The sequence below is a fragment of the Glycomyces sambucus genome, assembly GCF_900102815.1.
Taxonomy (GTDB): Bacteria; Actinomycetota; Actinomycetes; order Mycobacteriales; family Micromonosporaceae; genus Glycomyces; species Glycomyces sambucus.
The window spans coordinates 269659-284445 of record NZ_FNGF01000006.1; the positions used below are offsets into that span (position 1 = coordinate 269659).

Here is a 14787-nt window from a genome sequence, read left to right on the forward strand (position 1 = left end):
CGTCTGCACCTTCGCTGTATCCGAACGGCCGCGGCCCTTCCCGTTCACCGCTTGTCCGCTCGTTATTCACTGCTTAGCGGCCGCTTAACCTCCGGCCCAATACGGTTCCTCCCATGCCGCCCGACCGGGCGGCGCCCCGGCCCCCGAGGAGGAACCGTGAGTCTCGCGCTCGCACTCGCCCTGCCCGTCGACCTGTTCGCGATCACCGTGCTCGCGTGCGCGATCTACTACCGGCGGCACCACCGCACCGACCTCGCGCTCGCGTACGTCGCCCTGAACGTCGGGGTCTTCGCGGTCTCGGCGCTCATGCTCTCGCAGCAGGTGAGCCTCGGACTCGCGTTCGGGCTCTTCGGGGTCCTGTCGATCCTGCGGCTGCGCTCGGACCAGATCTCCCAGCGCGACGTCGGCTACTACTTCACGGCCCTGGCGCTCGGCCTCATCAACGGCATCGGGTCCTCGCGGCCGCTGGTGATGATCGGGCTGTCGGTCCTGCTGGTGGTCACCATGTTCGTGGCCGACCACCCGCGCCTGGCGTACCGGTCACGCCACCGCATGGTCGTGCTCGACACGGTCCACCGCGACGAGGCGCGCCTGCGGGAGGACCTGGAGCGGCGCCTGGACGCCTCGGTGCGCAAGTTCGAGGTGGTCGACACCGACTACGTGCGCGAGACGATGACCGTCGACGTGCGCTTCGTGCCGCACGGGTCGCCGTCGCGGCGGGTCCCGGCCGAGCGCACCGTGCCGCTGGCGAGGACCCGGTGAGCGGCCTCGGCGCGTTCGGCGCCATGGGGCTCGACGAGGTGGTCGCCGCCGCGGACCTCCAGACGCGCGTCGACACGAAGTACCTGCTGACGCCCGAGCGGTACCGGTGGTTCCAGGACCGCCTGGCGGACACCGGCGAGTGGTCGTGCCTCGACATCGGCGGGCGGCGCCGGTTCGCGTACGAGTCGGTGTACTTCGACACCCCGGACCTCTTGACGTACCGGCAGCACCGGCAGGGCCGGCGGCGGCGCTTCAAGGTCCGCACCCGGCTCTACGCGGACTCGGGCGACTGCGCGTTCGAGGTGAAGGTGAAGGGCGCCAGGCAGGACACGGTCAAGGAGCGCCTGCCGTACGCCGCGGCCGACGCCGCCCGGATCACCCCCGAGGCCGCCGCACACCTGGCGCGGGCGCTGCGGGAGGCGTACGGGATGGGCGTCCCGCCGGGCCTGGAGCCGCGGCTGCGCACCGACTACCGACGGCATACGCTCGTGAACCCGGCTGCGGGCGTGCGCATCACGTGCGACGAGGACCTGCGGTGCGTCACCGCCTCCGGCACGGTGGCCGCGCGGCCGCGGTGCCTCGTGGAGGTCAAGGCGGCCCGGCCGGGCGGCTCGGCAGACCGTCTCCTGTGGTCGATGGGGGCGCGGCCGGTGGCGGTCTCGAAGTACTGCCTCGCGGTGGCGGTGCTCGCGCCCGGGATGCACGGGAACCCGTGGGCGCGGGCGCTCAACGAGTGCTTCCCGGGACGGTGAGCGGTGCGGTTTCGGTTGCGGCTCAGCCGAGTTCGAGCCTGATGAGCGCGCCCCTGCCGCCCGGGCCCTGGCCGAACACGAGCTGGCCGCCCGAGGCGGCGGCGGCGCGCCCGGCGATGTCGAGGCCCAGGCCCGTGGAGCCGCCTTCGGAGCGGCCGCGCTGGAACACCCCGAGGTTGGGGAGCCCCGGCCCTTCGTCCGCGACGTCCACTGTGGCACCCGACTCGTAGCGGGGCACGAGGCGGACCTCGAACGCGGTCCCGTCCGGGGTGTGCGCGAAGACGTTGGCGAGCAGCGAGTCCATGGCGGCGGCGAGGTCGGCGGCCGACAGCGACACCGGCAGCGGCCCCGGCGCGAGCCGGACCCGGCACTCGCGGGCGGTGTCCTCCGCCAGCGCCGACCAGAACTCGACCCGCTCGGCCACGACGGCGGCGGCGTCGCAGGTCCCGGCCTGGGCCGGGTTGCGGGCGTCGCGGATCGCCTCGTTCACAGCCCGCTCCACATCGGCCACGGCCCGCTCCACGGGTTCGCGCTGCGCGTGGTCCCCCAGGGCCTCGGTCTCGAGTCTGAGGACGGTGAGCGGGGTCCGGAGCCGGTGCGAGAGGTCGGCGACCCGCTCGCGCTCGGCCTCCAGGAGCTCCCGGATGCGGTCGGCGAGGGTGTTCAGCGCGGTGCCGACGTTCCGCAGCTCCGCCGGGCCCGCGGCGTCGGCGCGGGCGTCGAGGTCGCCTCTGGCGAGGCGGTGGGACACGGCCGCGAGGTCGTGCAGCGGCACCAGGATCACCTGCGCGAGCCGCCACGCCAGCAGCAGCCCGAACCCCAAGAGCAGCAGGGCGATCGCGCCGAGGAGCAGCCACGAGCGGGCGACGCCGGCGGTGAGCTGGTCGTCGGAGACGTAGACGCGGATGACCGCGGCCCGCCCGTCGACGTTCACGTTAAACAGGACCTCGCGGCCCCCGTCGGCCTCGGCGGTGATCGAGGACCCGGCCGCGGCGAGTTCGACCGCGTTCGAGCGCGGCGCGTCGACGCCGATGACCGACCCGTCGGGCCAGAACACCGTGACCGGGTACAGCCCGGCGACGTTGTAGCTCTCCACGGCCGCCTGCGTCGCGGCCCGGTCGCCGGAGCTGACCGTGCTCACGAGGGTCTGGCCCTCCTGCTGCGCGCTGTCGACCGCGTGCTGGGCCGCGCTGTTGCGCAGCAGGATCGCCATGGGGATCGAGAACGCCAGGAGGATGAGGCTCGCGGTGGCGGCCACGAGCAGCGTCAGCCGGGCCCTCATGCCGCGCCGCCCGCGGGGTCGACGAGCTTGACGCCCACGCCGCGCACGGTGTGCAGGAACCGCGGCGCCTGCGCGGTCTCGCCGAGCTTGCGCCGCAGCCACGCCAGGTGCACGTCGACGGTCTTGTCCGCGCCGCCGAACGGCAGGTCCCACACGTCGGTGAGGAGCTGGCGCTTGGCGACCACCTCGCCGGCGCGGGCCGCGAGGTAGTGCAGCAGGTCGAACTCCTTGGGGCTCAGTTCCAGCGGCTTCCCGTCGAGGTGCGCGGCGCGTCCGCGCGGGTCGATGCGCAAGGGCCCCACGGTGACCGTGGGGTCGGCTGCTGGGCCGCCGACGCGGCGCAGCACGGCCTGGATGCGCGCGTCGAGCTGCTTGGCGGTGAAGGGCTTGACCACGTAGTCGTCGGCGCCCGAGCCGAGGACGCGCACGATCTCGTCCTCGTCGTCGCGGGCGGTCGCCACGATCACCGGCACGTCGGAGACGCCGCGGAGCATCCGCAGCATCTGCGCGCCGTCGAGGTCGGGCAGCCCGAGGTCAAGCACGACCAGGTCGGGGCGGTGGTCGATCGCGGCGCGCAGGCCCGTCATCGCGTCGGGCGCGGAGGCGACCTGGTGGCGCAGGTCCCGCAGCGAGCGCATGAGCGTCGTGCGGACCCGCTCGTCGTCCTCGATCAGGAGCAGTTGGGCCATGGCCGGAAGCCTATGCGGAAGAACGCGAACCGGCCACACCCTGACCAGGGCTTAGACCCGTCTTATCGCGGCCTTAACCATCGGGGCCGCATCCTGGGGCCATGCAGAGGAAATGGGCGGTGGCCGGGTGGGTGACGTTCGCGGCGGTCGCCGTGGCGGCGGGGATCGGCGCGGTGGCGCTGGCGCAGGGCGGGAGCCTCGCCGGGCCCGAGCAGCCGATGTCCGAGGACGACGTGCTGGAGCAGCTCGCGGACGCGGACCACGCGGGGACCACCGACGAGCCGTCCGCGAGCGGGACGCCGACGGGCGCTGAGACCACGGCGGCCTCCGAGGCGCCGCCGACCGAAGCCGGGGGCCATGTGCTCGGCGGCGACGGCGGCACGTTCATGGCGGTGTGCGAGGGCGACGAGGTCCGCATCTCGTGGTGGACGCCAGCGCAGGGCTGGAACGCCGCCGCCGTCGACCAGGGGCCCGGCCCGCAGGCGTCGGTCACGTTCACCGCCGCGGGCGATGACGACGACGATGACGACGGCTTCCACTACATCGCCACCTGCACGGCCGGCGTGCCCGCCGCCGCGCTCCAGTCCGGCGACGACGACAACGACGACTGACCAGCGTTCCACCAAGGGGGAAAGGCGAACGGCCCCGGAACCAGTCGGTTCCGGGGCCGTTCGTCGAGTACTGCGAAGAAGGGCTAGCCCTTCTTGCGGAGCTCCTCTTCGTTCCGGTGCAGGTCGTCGAGACCGCCGCACATGAAGAACGCCTGCTCGGGGAAGTGGTCGTACTCCCCCTCGGCGATCTTCTTGAACGCCTCGACGGTCTCCTTGACGGGGACGAACGAGCCCTCGACGCCGGTGAACTGCTTCGCCGCGAAGGTGTTCTGCGACAGGAAGCGCTCGATGCGGCGCGCCCGGCCCACGACGAGCCGGTCCTCTTCGGACAGCTCGTCCATGCCGAGGATCGCGATGATGTCCTGCAGCTCGTTGTACTTCTGCAGGATCTGCTTCACCGTCGACGCCACCGCGTAGTGCTCGGCACCGACGACCTCGGGCTCCAGGATGCGGGAGTTCGAGGCCAGCGGGTCGATCGCGGGGTAGATGCCCTTGTCGGAGATCTTCCGCTCGAGGTTCGTCGTCGCGTCCAGGTGCGTGAACGCGGTGAACGGCGCCGGGTCGGTGTAGTCGTCCGCGGGGACGTACACGGCCTGCATCGAGGTGATGGCCTTGCCGCGCAGCGAGGTGATGCGCTCCTGGAGCTCACCCATCTCGTCGGCGAGGGTCGGCTGGTAGCCCACGGCCGAGGGCATGCGGCCCAGCAGCGCGGAGGTCTCCGAACCGGCCTGCGTGAACCGGAAGATGTTGTCGATGAAGAGCAGCACCTCCTGGTTCTTGACGTCGCGGAAGTACTCGGCCATCGTCAGGGCCGACAGGGCGACGCGCAGACGCACGCCCGGCGGCTCGTCCATCTGGCCGTAGACGAGCGAGGTCTTCGGGAGCACGCCCGCCTCGTCCATCTCCGCGATGAGGTCGTTGCCCTCACGGGTGCGCTCGCCGACGCCCGCGAACACCGACGAACCGCCGAAGTTCTGGGCGACGCGGATGATCATCTCCTGGATGAGCACCGTCTTGCCCACGCCGGCGCCGCCGAACAGGCCGATCTTGCCGCCCTTGACGTACGGGGCGAGGAGGTCGATCGCCTTGATGCCGGTCTCCAGCATCTCGGTCTTCGGCTCCAGCTGCGCGAACGCCGGGGCGTGGCGGTGGATCTCCCAGTGGTCGTCGGCTTCGAGCGTCTCCCCCTCGGGGAGGTTGAGGCACTCGCCGAGGACATTGAAGACCTTGCCCTTGATGCCGTCGCCGACCGGGACCTTGATCTGCGCGCCGGTGTCGCGCACCTCGGCGCCGCGGACGAGGCCGTCGGTCGGCGCCATGCAGATGCCGCGGATCTGGCTGTCGCCCAGGTGCTGGGCCACTTCCAGGGTCAGCGTCTTCGGGCTGTCGCCGTAGGTCACGTCAACGTGGAGTGCGTTGAAGATCGCCGGGATGGCGTTTCGCGGGAACTCGACGTCGACGACGGGCCCGATGACCCGTACGACGCGCCCCACTCCTTGGGTGTCAGTCATCGTTACTCTCTTCCTGCGGCGGAAAGGGCACTGGCCCCGCCCACGATTTCGCTGATCTCCTGCGTGATCGCCGCCTGCCGCGCCGCGTTCGCGCTCCGCCGCAGGGTCTTGATCAATTCATCGGCATTGTCCGAGGCCGCCTTCATCGCCCGACGCTTCGACGCCAGCTCGCTGGCCGCGGCGTCGATCAGCGACGCGTAGATGCGGGTCGTCAGGTACTTCGGCAGCAGCGCGTCGAGCAGCGCCTCCGGGTTCGGCTCGAACTCGTAGTCCGGGAGGAGCACGTGCTCTTCGAGCTCGGACTCCTCCACCTCCTCGACCTCGAGGGGCGCCAGCTGCCGCGGCTCGGGAGTCTGCGTCAGCAGCGAGACGAACCTGGTGTGCACGATGTGCAGCTCGTCCACTCCGAGGATACCGTCGGCACCCGCGTCGTCACCATCGTCGTCGGCGCCGGACATGAACGCCGCGAGCAGCGTCCGCGTGATCTCCTGCGCGTCCGAGACCTTCGGGGTCTGCGAGAACCCGGTCCACGACTGCTCGATCTTCCGGGAGCGGAACCGGTAGTAGTCGACGCCCTTGCGGCCGGCGACGTACAGGACCGGGACCTTGCCCTCCTCGGACAGGCGCGAGACCAGCTGCTCGGCCGTGCGGATGGCGTTCGCGTTGTACGCGCCGCACATCCCCTTGTCGGCCGTGATCACCAGGACGCCCGCCCGGCGCACCGCCGCACGCGGCTGGAGCAGCGGGTGGTTGATCGACGCGTTCGACGCCAGGGACGTCATCACGCTCGTCATGGCCCGGGAGTACGGCAGCGACGCCGCGACCCGGTCCTGCGCCTTGGAGATCCGGCTGGTCGCGACCAGCTCCTGCGCCTTGGTGATCTTCTTGATGGACTGGGTCGACTTCAGCCGCTTGCGCAAAGTACGAAGCTGCGCTGACATGGCTAACCCTTCTTGACGCGCTTGACGGTCTCGACGTCGACGTCGCCCTCAAGGGCGTCCTCGGCGACGTCGGTCACGTGCAGGTCGTCGGCGTTGGCCTTGAACATCTGCTTGAACTTGGCGACGGCGCGCTTGAGGGTGTCCTCGATGTCGCCCGACACCTTGTCCTTGCCCGCGTTGAGCTGGGCGACGACGTCCTTGTGGTTGGAGCGCATGTACGAGAGGAACTCGCTCTCGAAGCGGCGCACCTCGCCCACCGGGATGTCGTCGAGCTCGCCCGCGGTGCCGGCCCAGATCGAGATGGTCTCCTCGCCCATCGGGAGCGGCGCGGCCACACCCTGCTTGAGAAGCTCGACCATGCGCAGACCGCGGTCCAGCTGCGCGCGGGACGCGGCGTCCAGGTCCGACGCGAAGGCGGCGAACGCCTCCAGGTCGCGGTACTGGGCCAGGTCCAGACGCAGCGAGCCGGCCACCGAGCGCATGCCCTTGGTCTGGGCGGCGCCGCCGACTCGGGAGACGGAGGTGCCGACGTTGATCGCCGGCCGCACGCCCGAGTTGAACAGGCCCTCTTCGAGGAAGACCTGGCCGTCGGTGATCGAGATGACGTTGGTCGGGATGAACTGCGAGATGTCGCCGGCCTTGGTCTCGATGATCGGCAGACCGGTCAGCGAGCCCGCGCCCAGCTCGTCGGACAGCTTCGCGCAGCGCTCCAGCAGACGGGAGTGCAGGTAGAAGACGTCGCCGGGGAACGCCTCGCGGCCCGGGGGACGGCGCAGCAGCAGCGACACGGTGCGGTACGCCTCGGCCTGCTTCGACAGGTCGTCGAAGACGATGAGGACGTGCTTGCCGCCGTACATCCAGTGCTGGCCGATGGCCGAACCGGTGTAGGGGGCGAGGTACTTCAGACCCGCGGGCTCGTCGGCGTTGGCCGCCACGATGGTGGTGTACTCCATCGCGCCGTGCTCTTCGAGCATGCCCTTGATGCCGGCGACCGTGGAGCCCTTCTGGCCGATCGCGACGTAGATGCAGCGCAGCTGCTTCGTCGGGTCGCCGGACTCCCAGTTCGCGCGCTGGTTGATGATCGTGTCGATCGCGACCTGCGTCTTGCCGGTCTTGCGGTCGCCGATGATGAGCTGGCGCTGGCCGCGGCCGATGGGGGTCATCGAGTCGATGGCCTTGATGCCGGTCTCGACCGGCTCGCCCACCGACTGGCGGTTGATGACGTTCGGGGCCTGGGCCTCGAGCTCGCGCTCGCCCTCGGCCTCGATCTCGCCGAGGTCGTCGATGGGGTTGCCCAGGGCGTCGACGACGCGGCCCAGGAACTTGTCGCCGACCGGCACCGAGAGGACCTTGCCGGTCCGCTTGACGGGCTGGCCCTCGCCGACCTTGGTCGGGTCGCCGAGGAGCACGGCGCCGATCTCGCGCACGTCGAGGTTCAGGGCGAGGCCCATGACGCCGCCCTCGAACTCCAGGAGCTCGTTGGCCATGACGGAGGGCAGGCCCTCCACGACGGCGATGCCGTCGCCGGCGGAGGTGACGGTACCGACCTCTTCGCGGGTGATCTCCGGCCGGTACGACGAGACGTACGCGTCGAGCGCGTTGCGGATCTCGTCAGAGGAGATGGTCAATTCAGCCATCTGAACGTTTCCCTTTCTGTTGCTACCGGCTGGATCAGCGTCCGGCCAAGGCTTGGCGGGCTTCGTCGAGGCGGCGCGAGACGGAGCCGTCCCACAGGTCCGAGCCGACTTGCACCCGGATGCCCCCGACGATCGCGGGGTCGACGGTGACCTTGAGCGCCACCGGGCGGCCGTAGACGAGCGACAGCTTGGCGCCGAGCTGGCGCTCGCCGTTCTCGTCGAGCGGCTTGGCCACGGTCACGTAGGCCACGGACTCGTCGCGGGCCGCCGCGGCGGTCTCGACCAGGTGGGCCAGTGAGGCGTGGAAGCTGCGCCCGCCGATGCCGTGGCATGCGGCGGCCGCGAGCTTCACGGTCACGGGTTCGGCCTTGCCGTCGAGCAGGCGCTCGGTCAGCGAGGCCCGGCCCTTGGGGTCGGTGCCGGAGGCGCCGAGGACCGAGGCGAGCTCGGCGTCGCCGTCGACGAGCCGTCCGAAGCGGAACAGCTGGTCTTCGACGTTCGCCAGGCTGCCGTCCTTGGCGGCGGCGAGCAGCAGCGCCTCGAGGGCGAGGTGCTCGGTGCCGTCCACCAGTTCGGACGGGGTGCCCCAGCGGCCGCGCACGAGCGCGGCCACCACGTCAGCGGCGGTGTCGCCGACTTGACCGGTGAGGAGCCGGCGGAGCAGCCCCTCGCGGTCGTCCGCCGCGCGGGCGGGGTCGGACAGGGCGCGACGCAGCCGAGGCTGGTCGACGAGGAACCGCGTCACTTCCAGCAGCTGATCGCCGCACTCGGTGAGCTGCTCGGCCGAGGCGCCGGAGGCGGCGGCCTCCAGCACGGCCCGGCCGGCCTCGATGCTCTCGCGTCCAGTCGTCGACATCAGCGCGCTCCGCTCGTCTCGGCCGTCTCGTCCGCGATCTCGGCGAGGAACCGGTCGACCGTGGCGGTCGTGTCGGCGTCGCCGGCGAGCCGCTGGCCGATGATCTTCCCGGCCAGGTCGACCGCCAGGTTGCCGACCTCGCTGCGCAGCTCGCGGATGAGCTGCTGGCGCGACGCCTCGGCCTGGGCGTGGCCGGCCGCGATGATGCGGGTGGCCTCTTCGCGGGCGGAGACCAGGATCTCCTCCTTGCCGGCCTCGGCCGTCGCACGGGCCTCGTCGCGGATCGCCGCGGCCTCCTCCTGTGCGGTGGCGAGCTTGCGGCGGTACTCCTCGAGCGTCTGGTTGGCCTCTTCCTGAGCACGCTCGGCGCGCTCGATGCCGCCTTCGATCGCGTCCACTCGTGCTTCGAACGTCTTCTCCATGCGGGGGAAGACGAACTTCATGAGCACGAAGCACAGCAGACCGAAGGCGATGGCTCCGACGAGCATCTCTTGCCAGATCGGGAAGAGGATGCCCGCTCCACTTTCTTCGGCGGCGTGAATCATCATCGCTCCGGTTGTCTGCTAGGAAAGGGCGAAGGCGAGGACCAGGCCGAAGAGGGCCAGAACCTCGACGAGGGCGAAGCCCATGAACAGCATCGGGCGGGTGATGCCGGCCGACTCGGGCTGACGCGCGGTGGCGGTGATCCACGCGGCGAAGATCAGGGCAACACCGATACCGGGGCCGATCGCAGCGAGGCCGTAACCGACGACGTTGAGAGTGCCTTCCATGGCGTTTTTCTCCTAGGTGTCAGCGTGGCGTGTCCGTCACGCGCACGATGTTGTTCAATTGCGAAAACTGATTGAGGGGCGGAAGTTCGTGGGAGCTAGTGCTCCTCCGCGAGGGACCCCTGGATGTACATGCCCGTCAGCAGCGTGAACACGTACGCCTGGAGCAGGATGACGATGAGCTCGAAGAGCGTCATGCCGATGCCCATGGCGAACGAGAAGACCGACAGGCCCTGGATGAAGAAGTTGCTGGAGTTGAGCATCTCGAACCCGCCGAGGATGAACACCAGCAGGATGAGGTGGCCGGCGAACATGTTCGCGAAGAGCCGCAGGGCCAGCGTGATCGGCCGCAGGAAGATGTTCTGCAGGATCTCGATCGGGACCAGGAGCGGGTAGATGAACCCGGGGGCGCCCGGGGGCACCACGGTCATCTTGAACCACTTGGCGAAGCCGTGGGTCTTGATGCCGACCCAGACGTAGATGATCCACGACAGGACCGCCAGCATCGCCGGGAACGCGATGTGCGACATCGGCGAGATCTGGATGCCGGGCACGATGGCCCAGAAGTTCATGAGGACGATGAACAGGAACAGCGTCGCGAGGTACGGGGCGAACCTGACGCCGTCCTTCTTGCCCATCAGGTCGATGGCGACGGTGTTCCGGATGAAGCCGTAGGCGGACTCCGCCATCCACTGCTTCTTGGTGGGGACGATCTGGGGCTTGCGGTTGGCCCACAGGAAGAAGATGATCAGGATCGCGACGGTCGCCCAGACCACCATCGTGATGGTGGTGAACATGTGGGCGAGCGCGGTCCCGGTGAGCCCGGAGAACCAGTCGGCAAAGTCAAAGCTGTGGATACCGGGCGGGAAGTGGGACTCCCCTTCGGCCAGCACGATGGCTGAGTCGGTCACGCGAGCCACGCCTCTCAGTCAGTGTCGGTCAAAACTACGGCGACATCTGCTTGATGAGCAGGTACATCCCCGCTCCAGCACCGACCAGCATCCCTACCAGGAGCCCGACTTTGGGCAGTCCGAGCCACAGGTCGACGAGATATCCGAGACCACCCCAGACGATGATCCCGGACAGCAGATATCCCAGAGCGCGCCAGCCCATGTCAGAACCGTCAGGCTGGGGCTTGCGTTCGGGGGGTTCCATGTCGGCCATGTCGGATTGAACTCTAACAGCTACTACGCAGGAACTGCCCAGCGGGTTCGCTGAGATGAGCGCCATCGGTGCGCAATTGTCAACCTCCACGAAACACCGCGTGTCGCGGTGCCGGGGGCGTCAAGGAAGCGTCAAGATCCCTGGTTCAGCTCGATGTAGGGGATCTTCGCCTTATAAGCCCAGACAGCCTGGGTCGCGAGCCACACCACGGCGCCGCCGACGATCCCCCAGGCGAACGGGAGGAGGGCATCGGGGACCGTCGATTTCACTGTCCACAGTGCAAAGAACGCGATCATCAGCTTGACCGCGTATGTGATCAAAGCCATAGGGAGAGTGAGACGCAGGTCAATTCGCTCCACGGCGGCCACCGCCTGCACCGAACCGGCGAACCCCAAGGCCGCCAATGCGACGCCCGCGGGGGCCGCCCAGGCGCCGACGGCGCCCGCGAAGACCCAGCCGAGGACGGCCGCGAGCACCGCCGCGGCGCCCGCGACGGCGAAGCACGGCTTGAGGAACCCCCGCGCGGACTTCACGCGTCCCCTTCCAGGGCCGCCGCGACGGGCTTGAGCGCGGTCTCCAGCTGGTCGGCGATCCGGGCGTAGTCGGCGCGGCTCAGGCCCCAGGGGTCGGCCAGGTCGACCGCCTCGTACCTGTCCCGGCGCAGCTCGGCGAGGGCCACGAGCGCCTTGCCGCGGGTGTGCACGTCGCCCTCGGGAAGCTCCGCGGCGACGTCGGCCGCGAGGCTGCCGAAGGTCCGCACGAGGAAGGTCTTCCCGGCGGCCTCGGGGTAGTGCTCGGTGACGAAGTCGAGGTGGCCGCCGGTGGCGACCAGGACGAGGTCCGAGGCTTCGACGTGGGCGCGGGTGAGGTGGCGCGCGCCGTGCCCGGCGCTCTCGTAGCCGCGGTCCTCCAGCTCGCGCGCGGAGAACGGCTGCATGTCGTCCCCTTCGTGCCACGAAGAGGTGCCGGCGCCGTGGTTGTACACCCCGTCGCCGGTGAGCCCGTCGAGGATGCGCTCGGACATGGGCGACCGGCAGATGTTGCCGGTGCACACGTGGAGCACGGAGAACGGGCCGCTCACGCGGAGGTCTCCTCGCTCGGGGCGTCCGCGGGTTCGTCGGCGGTCTCGCCGGGCTCGTCGGCCTCCTGGTCCTCGGGGCGCTGGCCGGGGCCGTAGCCGTCGCGGTCGAGCGTGTCGGGGACGATCTTGCGGATCTGCTCCAGCGTCAGGGCGCCCTCGCGCAGCACCTGCGGGGGGTGCGCGACGCAGTCGACGATGGTCGAGGGCAGGTTGTCCTCGCTGGGGCCGGCCTCCAGGTACACCGAGACGTCGGAGCCGAGCTGGGCCTTGGCGTCGGTGGCGGTCTCGGCCGGGGGCTGGCCGTGCTTGTTCGCGGAGGACACGGCCATGGGGCCGGTCTCCTTGAGCAGTTCGAGCGCGAGCGGGTGCAGCGGCATGCGCACCGCGACGGTGCCGTCGGTGTCGCCGAGGTCCCAGGTCAGGGTCGGGGTGTAGGGCACGACCACGGTGAGCGGGCCGGGCCAGAACGCCTCGATGAGGTCCTTGGCGGAGTCGGGGACGTCGGAGGCGATGCCGTCGAGGGCGCGCTTGGAGCCGATGAGGACCGGCGGGGCCATGTCGCGCCCGCGGCCCTTGGCGGCGAGCAGCGCCTTCACGGCGGCGTGGTTGAACGCGTCACAGCCGATCCCGTACACGGTGTCGGTCGGGATGACGACCAGGCGGCCGCCGGTGACGGCGCGCGCGGCGGACTTGACGCCCGTGGCGCGGTCCTTGATCTTCCTGCAATTGAACAGCCTCACGGCAGCAAGCCTAGCCTTCCGGTCGCGAACCTCGGCCGGCCGGCGAGGTCGTCGTGGTCCTCGGCATCGGTGAACCCGCTGACGCGGAGGATCTCCGGTGCGACGGTCCCGTGCGTGTCGTCGTGTTCGAAGCCGAACCAGCCGCCGGGCCGGAGCCAGTTCGCCGCGCGCACGGCCAGCGGCTGGATGACGGCGAGCCCGGCCTCGGCGGCGTAGACGGCACCGCTCGGGTCGAAGTCGACCTCGGGGGCGACCTCGATCTCGAAGGGCACGTACGGCGGGTTCGCGGTGACGAGGTCGACCTGGCCGTCGAGTTCGGCGAGCGTGCCGGAGGCCACGGCGTCGGCGAGCACGGGGACGGCCCCGGTGCCCTCCAGGTTCGATTCGAGCCATTCGAACGCGTCGGGGTCGACCTCGACGGCCCACACGCGGGCGTCCGGGCGCTCGGTGGCGATCGAGTACGCGACCGCGCCCGAGCCCGAGCACGCGTCGATGACGGTGCCGCCTTCGGGGAGGTGCGCGAGGGCCCAGTCGACCAGCAGCTCAGTCTCGGGCCGGGGCACGAACACGCCGGGTCCGACCGCGAGTTCGCCGTAGCGGAACGCGGCCGAGCCGGTGAGGTGCTGGAGCGGTTCGCGGGTGGCGCGGCGTGCGACGAGGGCGTCGAACTCGGCGCGGCGGGCCGCGTCGGGCCCGTCGGCGACGAGCAGTCGCGCGCGCCGCAGCCCGGAGACGTGGGCGGCCAGCAGCTCGGCGTCGACCCGCGGGGAGGCGACGCCGGCCGCCGCGAGTCGCTTCGCGGCGGCGGCGACCGCTTCGGCCCAGGTCACCGCGCCGTCCGGGTCATTCGGCACCGCGCGCCATGCGGTCGGCGCGGTCGGCGGCGGCGAGGGCGTCGAGGACCTCGTCGAGGGCGCCGTCCATGACCTGGTCGAGGTTGTACGCGGTGAACCCGATGCGGTGGTCGGTGAGCCGGTTCTGCGGGAAGTTGTAGGTGCGGATGCGCTCGGAGCGGTCGGCGGTGCGCACCTGGAGGAGCCGGGCGGCGCCGGCCGCGGCGGCGGCCTCCTCCTGCTGCTTGGCGAGGAGGCGGGCGCGCAGGACCTTGATCGCGGCCTCCTTGTTCTGGAGCTGGCTCTTCTCGTTCTGCGAGGTGACGACCACGCCGGTGGGCACGTGGGTGAGGCGCACGGCCGAGTCGGTGGTGTTGACGGACTGGCCGCCGGGGCCCGAGGACCGGTACACGTCGACCCGGACGTCGTTCATGTTCAGCTCGAAGTCGACCTCCTCGGCCTCGGGCATGACCACGACCGCGGCCGCGGACGTGTGCACCCGGCCCTGGGACTCGGTGACGGGCACGCGCTGGACGCGGTGGACCCCGCCCTCGAACTTCATGCGCGACCACACGCCGTTGCCGCCCTCGGGGTTGCCCTTGGTGCGCACGGCGATCGAGGAGTCCTTGACGCCGCCGAGGTCGGTGGGCACCATCTCCAGGGTCTCCACGGCCCAGCCCTGGCGCTCGAAGTAGCGCAGGTACATGCGCATGAGGTCGCCCGCGAACAGGCCGGACTCCTCGCCGCCCGCGCCGGCCTTGATCTCGATGATGACGTCCTTGGAGTCGTCGGGGTCGCGCGGGACCAGCAGCTCGGCGAGCTTCTCCTCCAGCACGGGGATGCGCTGGCGCAGGCCCTCGGCCTCGGCGGCGAAGTCGGCGTCCTCCTTGGCGAGCTCCTCGGCGGTCTCCAGGTCGTCCTTGGCCGCGGCGATGTCCTCGGCGGTCTTGGCGATCGGGGACAGCTCGGCGTAGCGGCGGCCGACCCGCCGGGCCTGGGCCGGGTCGGCGTGCAGGGCGGGGTCGCCCATCTGGACCTCGAGGTCGCGGTACTCGGCGAGCAGCGACGCCAGGCGGTTGTCGGCAGCGGTCGTCATGTCAGGTTCCTTACGGAGAGAGCCTTGCGAACGGTCATCGGAGACGAAAAACGCGGCGCCCGCGT

Annotated in this window: 18 protein-coding genes; 3 read left to right on the plus strand and 15 right to left on the minus strand. The window is 70.6% G+C overall.

Annotated features, from left to right (window positions below; all coding sequences use genetic code 11):
- The first annotated feature begins 156 nt into the window (after positions 1–156).
- Positions 157–762, plus strand: a complete 606-nt coding sequence (locus tag BLS99_RS19070) for a DUF4956 domain-containing protein (RefSeq protein WP_143034872.1) — start codon at positions 157–159, stop codon at positions 760–762.
- Positions 759–1514, plus strand: a complete 756-nt coding sequence (locus BLS99_RS19075; RefSeq protein ID WP_143034873.1) for a polyphosphate polymerase domain-containing protein — start codon at positions 759–761, stop codon at positions 1512–1514. The genes BLS99_RS19070 and BLS99_RS19075 overlap by 4 nt, the downstream gene beginning before the upstream one ends.
- Positions 1515–1536: 22 nt before the next feature.
- Here BLS99_RS19075 and BLS99_RS19080 read toward each other — a convergent pair whose 3' ends face one another.
- Positions 1537–2796, minus strand: a complete 1260-nt coding sequence (locus BLS99_RS19080) for a HAMP domain-containing sensor histidine kinase (RefSeq protein ID WP_091053257.1) — start codon at positions 2794–2796, stop codon at positions 1537–1539.
- Positions 2793–3485, minus strand: coding sequence for a response regulator transcription factor (locus tag BLS99_RS19085; protein WP_091053260.1), 693 nt, complete (start codon positions 3483–3485; stop codon positions 2793–2795). Before BLS99_RS19085 ends, BLS99_RS19080 begins: the two co-directional genes overlap by 4 nt.
- 101 nt (positions 3486–3586) lie before the next feature.
- Between BLS99_RS19085 and BLS99_RS19090 the strand changes: the two genes are divergently transcribed.
- On the plus strand, positions 3587–4096 hold the full coding sequence (locus tag BLS99_RS19090) for a hypothetical protein (protein ID WP_143034874.1): 510 nt from the start codon (positions 3587–3589) through the stop codon (positions 4094–4096).
- Positions 4097–4179: 83 nt separating this feature from the next.
- On the opposite strand, the gene atpD is transcribed toward BLS99_RS19090, so the two are convergent.
- The 13 genes from atpD to prfA all read right to left on the minus strand — a co-directional run bounded on the left by atpD (position 4180) and on the right by prfA (position 14722).
- Entirely contained in the window at positions 4180–5607 is a 1428-nt protein-coding gene (gene atpD, locus BLS99_RS19095; RefSeq protein WP_091053265.1) for a F0F1 ATP synthase subunit beta, read from the minus strand.
- A gap of 2 nt (positions 5608–5609) precedes the next feature.
- Positions 5610–6548, minus strand: coding sequence for a F0F1 ATP synthase subunit gamma (locus BLS99_RS19100; RefSeq protein WP_091053268.1), 939 nt, complete (start codon positions 6546–6548; stop codon positions 5610–5612).
- Positions 6549–6550: 2 nt separating this feature from the next.
- Positions 6551–8185, minus strand: a complete 1635-nt coding sequence (gene atpA, locus BLS99_RS19105; RefSeq protein ID WP_091053271.1) for a F0F1 ATP synthase subunit alpha — start codon at positions 8183–8185, stop codon at positions 6551–6553.
- 34 nt (positions 8186–8219) lie between these two features.
- A complete protein-coding gene (locus BLS99_RS19110; protein ID WP_425432626.1) occupies positions 8220–9044 on the minus strand; it encodes a F0F1 ATP synthase subunit delta in 825 nt (274 codons plus the stop codon).
- Entirely contained in the window at positions 9041–9589 is a 549-nt protein-coding gene (locus tag BLS99_RS19115) for a F0F1 ATP synthase subunit B (RefSeq protein ID WP_091053277.1), read from the minus strand. The genes BLS99_RS19110 and BLS99_RS19115 overlap by 4 nt, the downstream gene beginning before the upstream one ends.
- A gap of 15 nt (positions 9590–9604) precedes the next feature.
- A complete protein-coding gene (locus BLS99_RS19120) occupies positions 9605–9811 on the minus strand; it encodes an ATP synthase subunit c family protein (protein WP_091030826.1) in 207 nt (68 codons plus the stop codon).
- A gap of 95 nt (positions 9812–9906) precedes the next feature.
- Positions 9907–10719, minus strand: coding sequence for a F0F1 ATP synthase subunit A (gene atpB, locus BLS99_RS19125; RefSeq protein ID WP_091053279.1), 813 nt, complete (start codon positions 10717–10719; stop codon positions 9907–9909).
- Between the two features lie 34 nt (positions 10720–10753).
- On the minus strand, positions 10754–10972 hold the full coding sequence (locus BLS99_RS19130; RefSeq protein WP_091053281.1) for an AtpZ/AtpI family protein: 219 nt from the start codon (positions 10970–10972) through the stop codon (positions 10754–10756).
- A gap of 131 nt (positions 10973–11103) precedes the next feature.
- Complete coding sequence (locus BLS99_RS19135) at positions 11104–11505, minus strand: hypothetical protein (protein WP_091053283.1); 402 nt, start codon at positions 11503–11505, stop codon at positions 11104–11106.
- Complete coding sequence (locus BLS99_RS19140) at positions 11502–12053, minus strand: arsenate reductase/protein-tyrosine-phosphatase family protein (protein ID WP_245712318.1); 552 nt, start codon at positions 12051–12053, stop codon at positions 11502–11504. Before BLS99_RS19140 ends, BLS99_RS19135 begins: the two co-directional genes overlap by 4 nt.
- Entirely contained in the window at positions 12050–12793 is a 744-nt protein-coding gene (locus BLS99_RS19145; protein WP_091053285.1) for an L-threonylcarbamoyladenylate synthase, read from the minus strand. The genes BLS99_RS19140 and BLS99_RS19145 overlap by 4 nt, the downstream gene beginning before the upstream one ends.
- Positions 12790–13647 carry a peptide chain release factor N(5)-glutamine methyltransferase gene (gene prmC, locus BLS99_RS19150; RefSeq protein WP_091053288.1) on the minus strand — a complete coding sequence of 286 codons (858 nt, stop codon included), beginning with the start codon at positions 13645–13647 and terminating at the stop codon, positions 12790–12792. The genes BLS99_RS19145 and prmC overlap by 4 nt, the downstream gene beginning before the upstream one ends.
- Positions 13637–14722, minus strand: a complete 1086-nt coding sequence (gene prfA, locus BLS99_RS19155) for a peptide chain release factor 1 (protein ID WP_091053291.1) — start codon at positions 14720–14722, stop codon at positions 13637–13639. The genes prmC and prfA overlap by 11 nt, the downstream gene beginning before the upstream one ends.
- Positions 14723–14787 lie beyond the last annotated feature (65 nt).

Bases quoted from the DNA above. Each gene is read 5' to 3' on its own strand.
- prfA (WP_091053291.1), bottom strand. From the start codon at position 14,722: ATGACGACCGCTGCCGACAACCGCCTGGCGTCGCTGCTCGCCGAGTAC.
- atpD (WP_091053265.1), bottom strand. From the start codon at position 5,607: ATGACTGACACCCAAGGAGTGGGGCGCGTCGTACGGGTCATCGGGCCC.
- atpA (WP_091053271.1), bottom strand. From the start codon at position 8,185: ATGGCTGAATTGACCATCTCCTCTGACGAGATCCGCAACGCGCTCGAC.
- BLS99_RS19080 (WP_091053257.1), bottom strand. From the start codon at position 2,796: ATGAGGGCCCGGCTGACGCTGCTCGTGGCCGCCACCGCGAGCCTCATC.
- BLS99_RS19130 (WP_091053281.1), bottom strand. From the start codon at position 10,972: ATGGCCGACATGGAACCCCCCGAACGCAAGCCCCAGCCTGACGGTTCT.
- BLS99_RS19090 (WP_143034874.1), top strand. From the start codon at position 3,587: ATGCAGAGGAAATGGGCGGTGGCCGGGTGGGTGACGTTCGCGGCGGTC.
- BLS99_RS19120 (WP_091030826.1), bottom strand. From the start codon at position 9,811: ATGGAAGGCACTCTCAACGTCGTCGGTTACGGCCTCGCTGCGATCGGC.
- BLS99_RS19085 (WP_091053260.1), bottom strand. From the start codon at position 3,485: ATGGCCCAACTGCTCCTGATCGAGGACGACGAGCGGGTCCGCACGACG.
- BLS99_RS19115 (WP_091053277.1), bottom strand. From the start codon at position 9,589: ATGATGATTCACGCCGCCGAAGAAAGTGGAGCGGGCATCCTCTTCCCG.
- BLS99_RS19100 (WP_091053268.1), bottom strand. From the start codon at position 6,548: ATGTCAGCGCAGCTTCGTACTTTGCGCAAGCGGCTGAAGTCGACCCAG.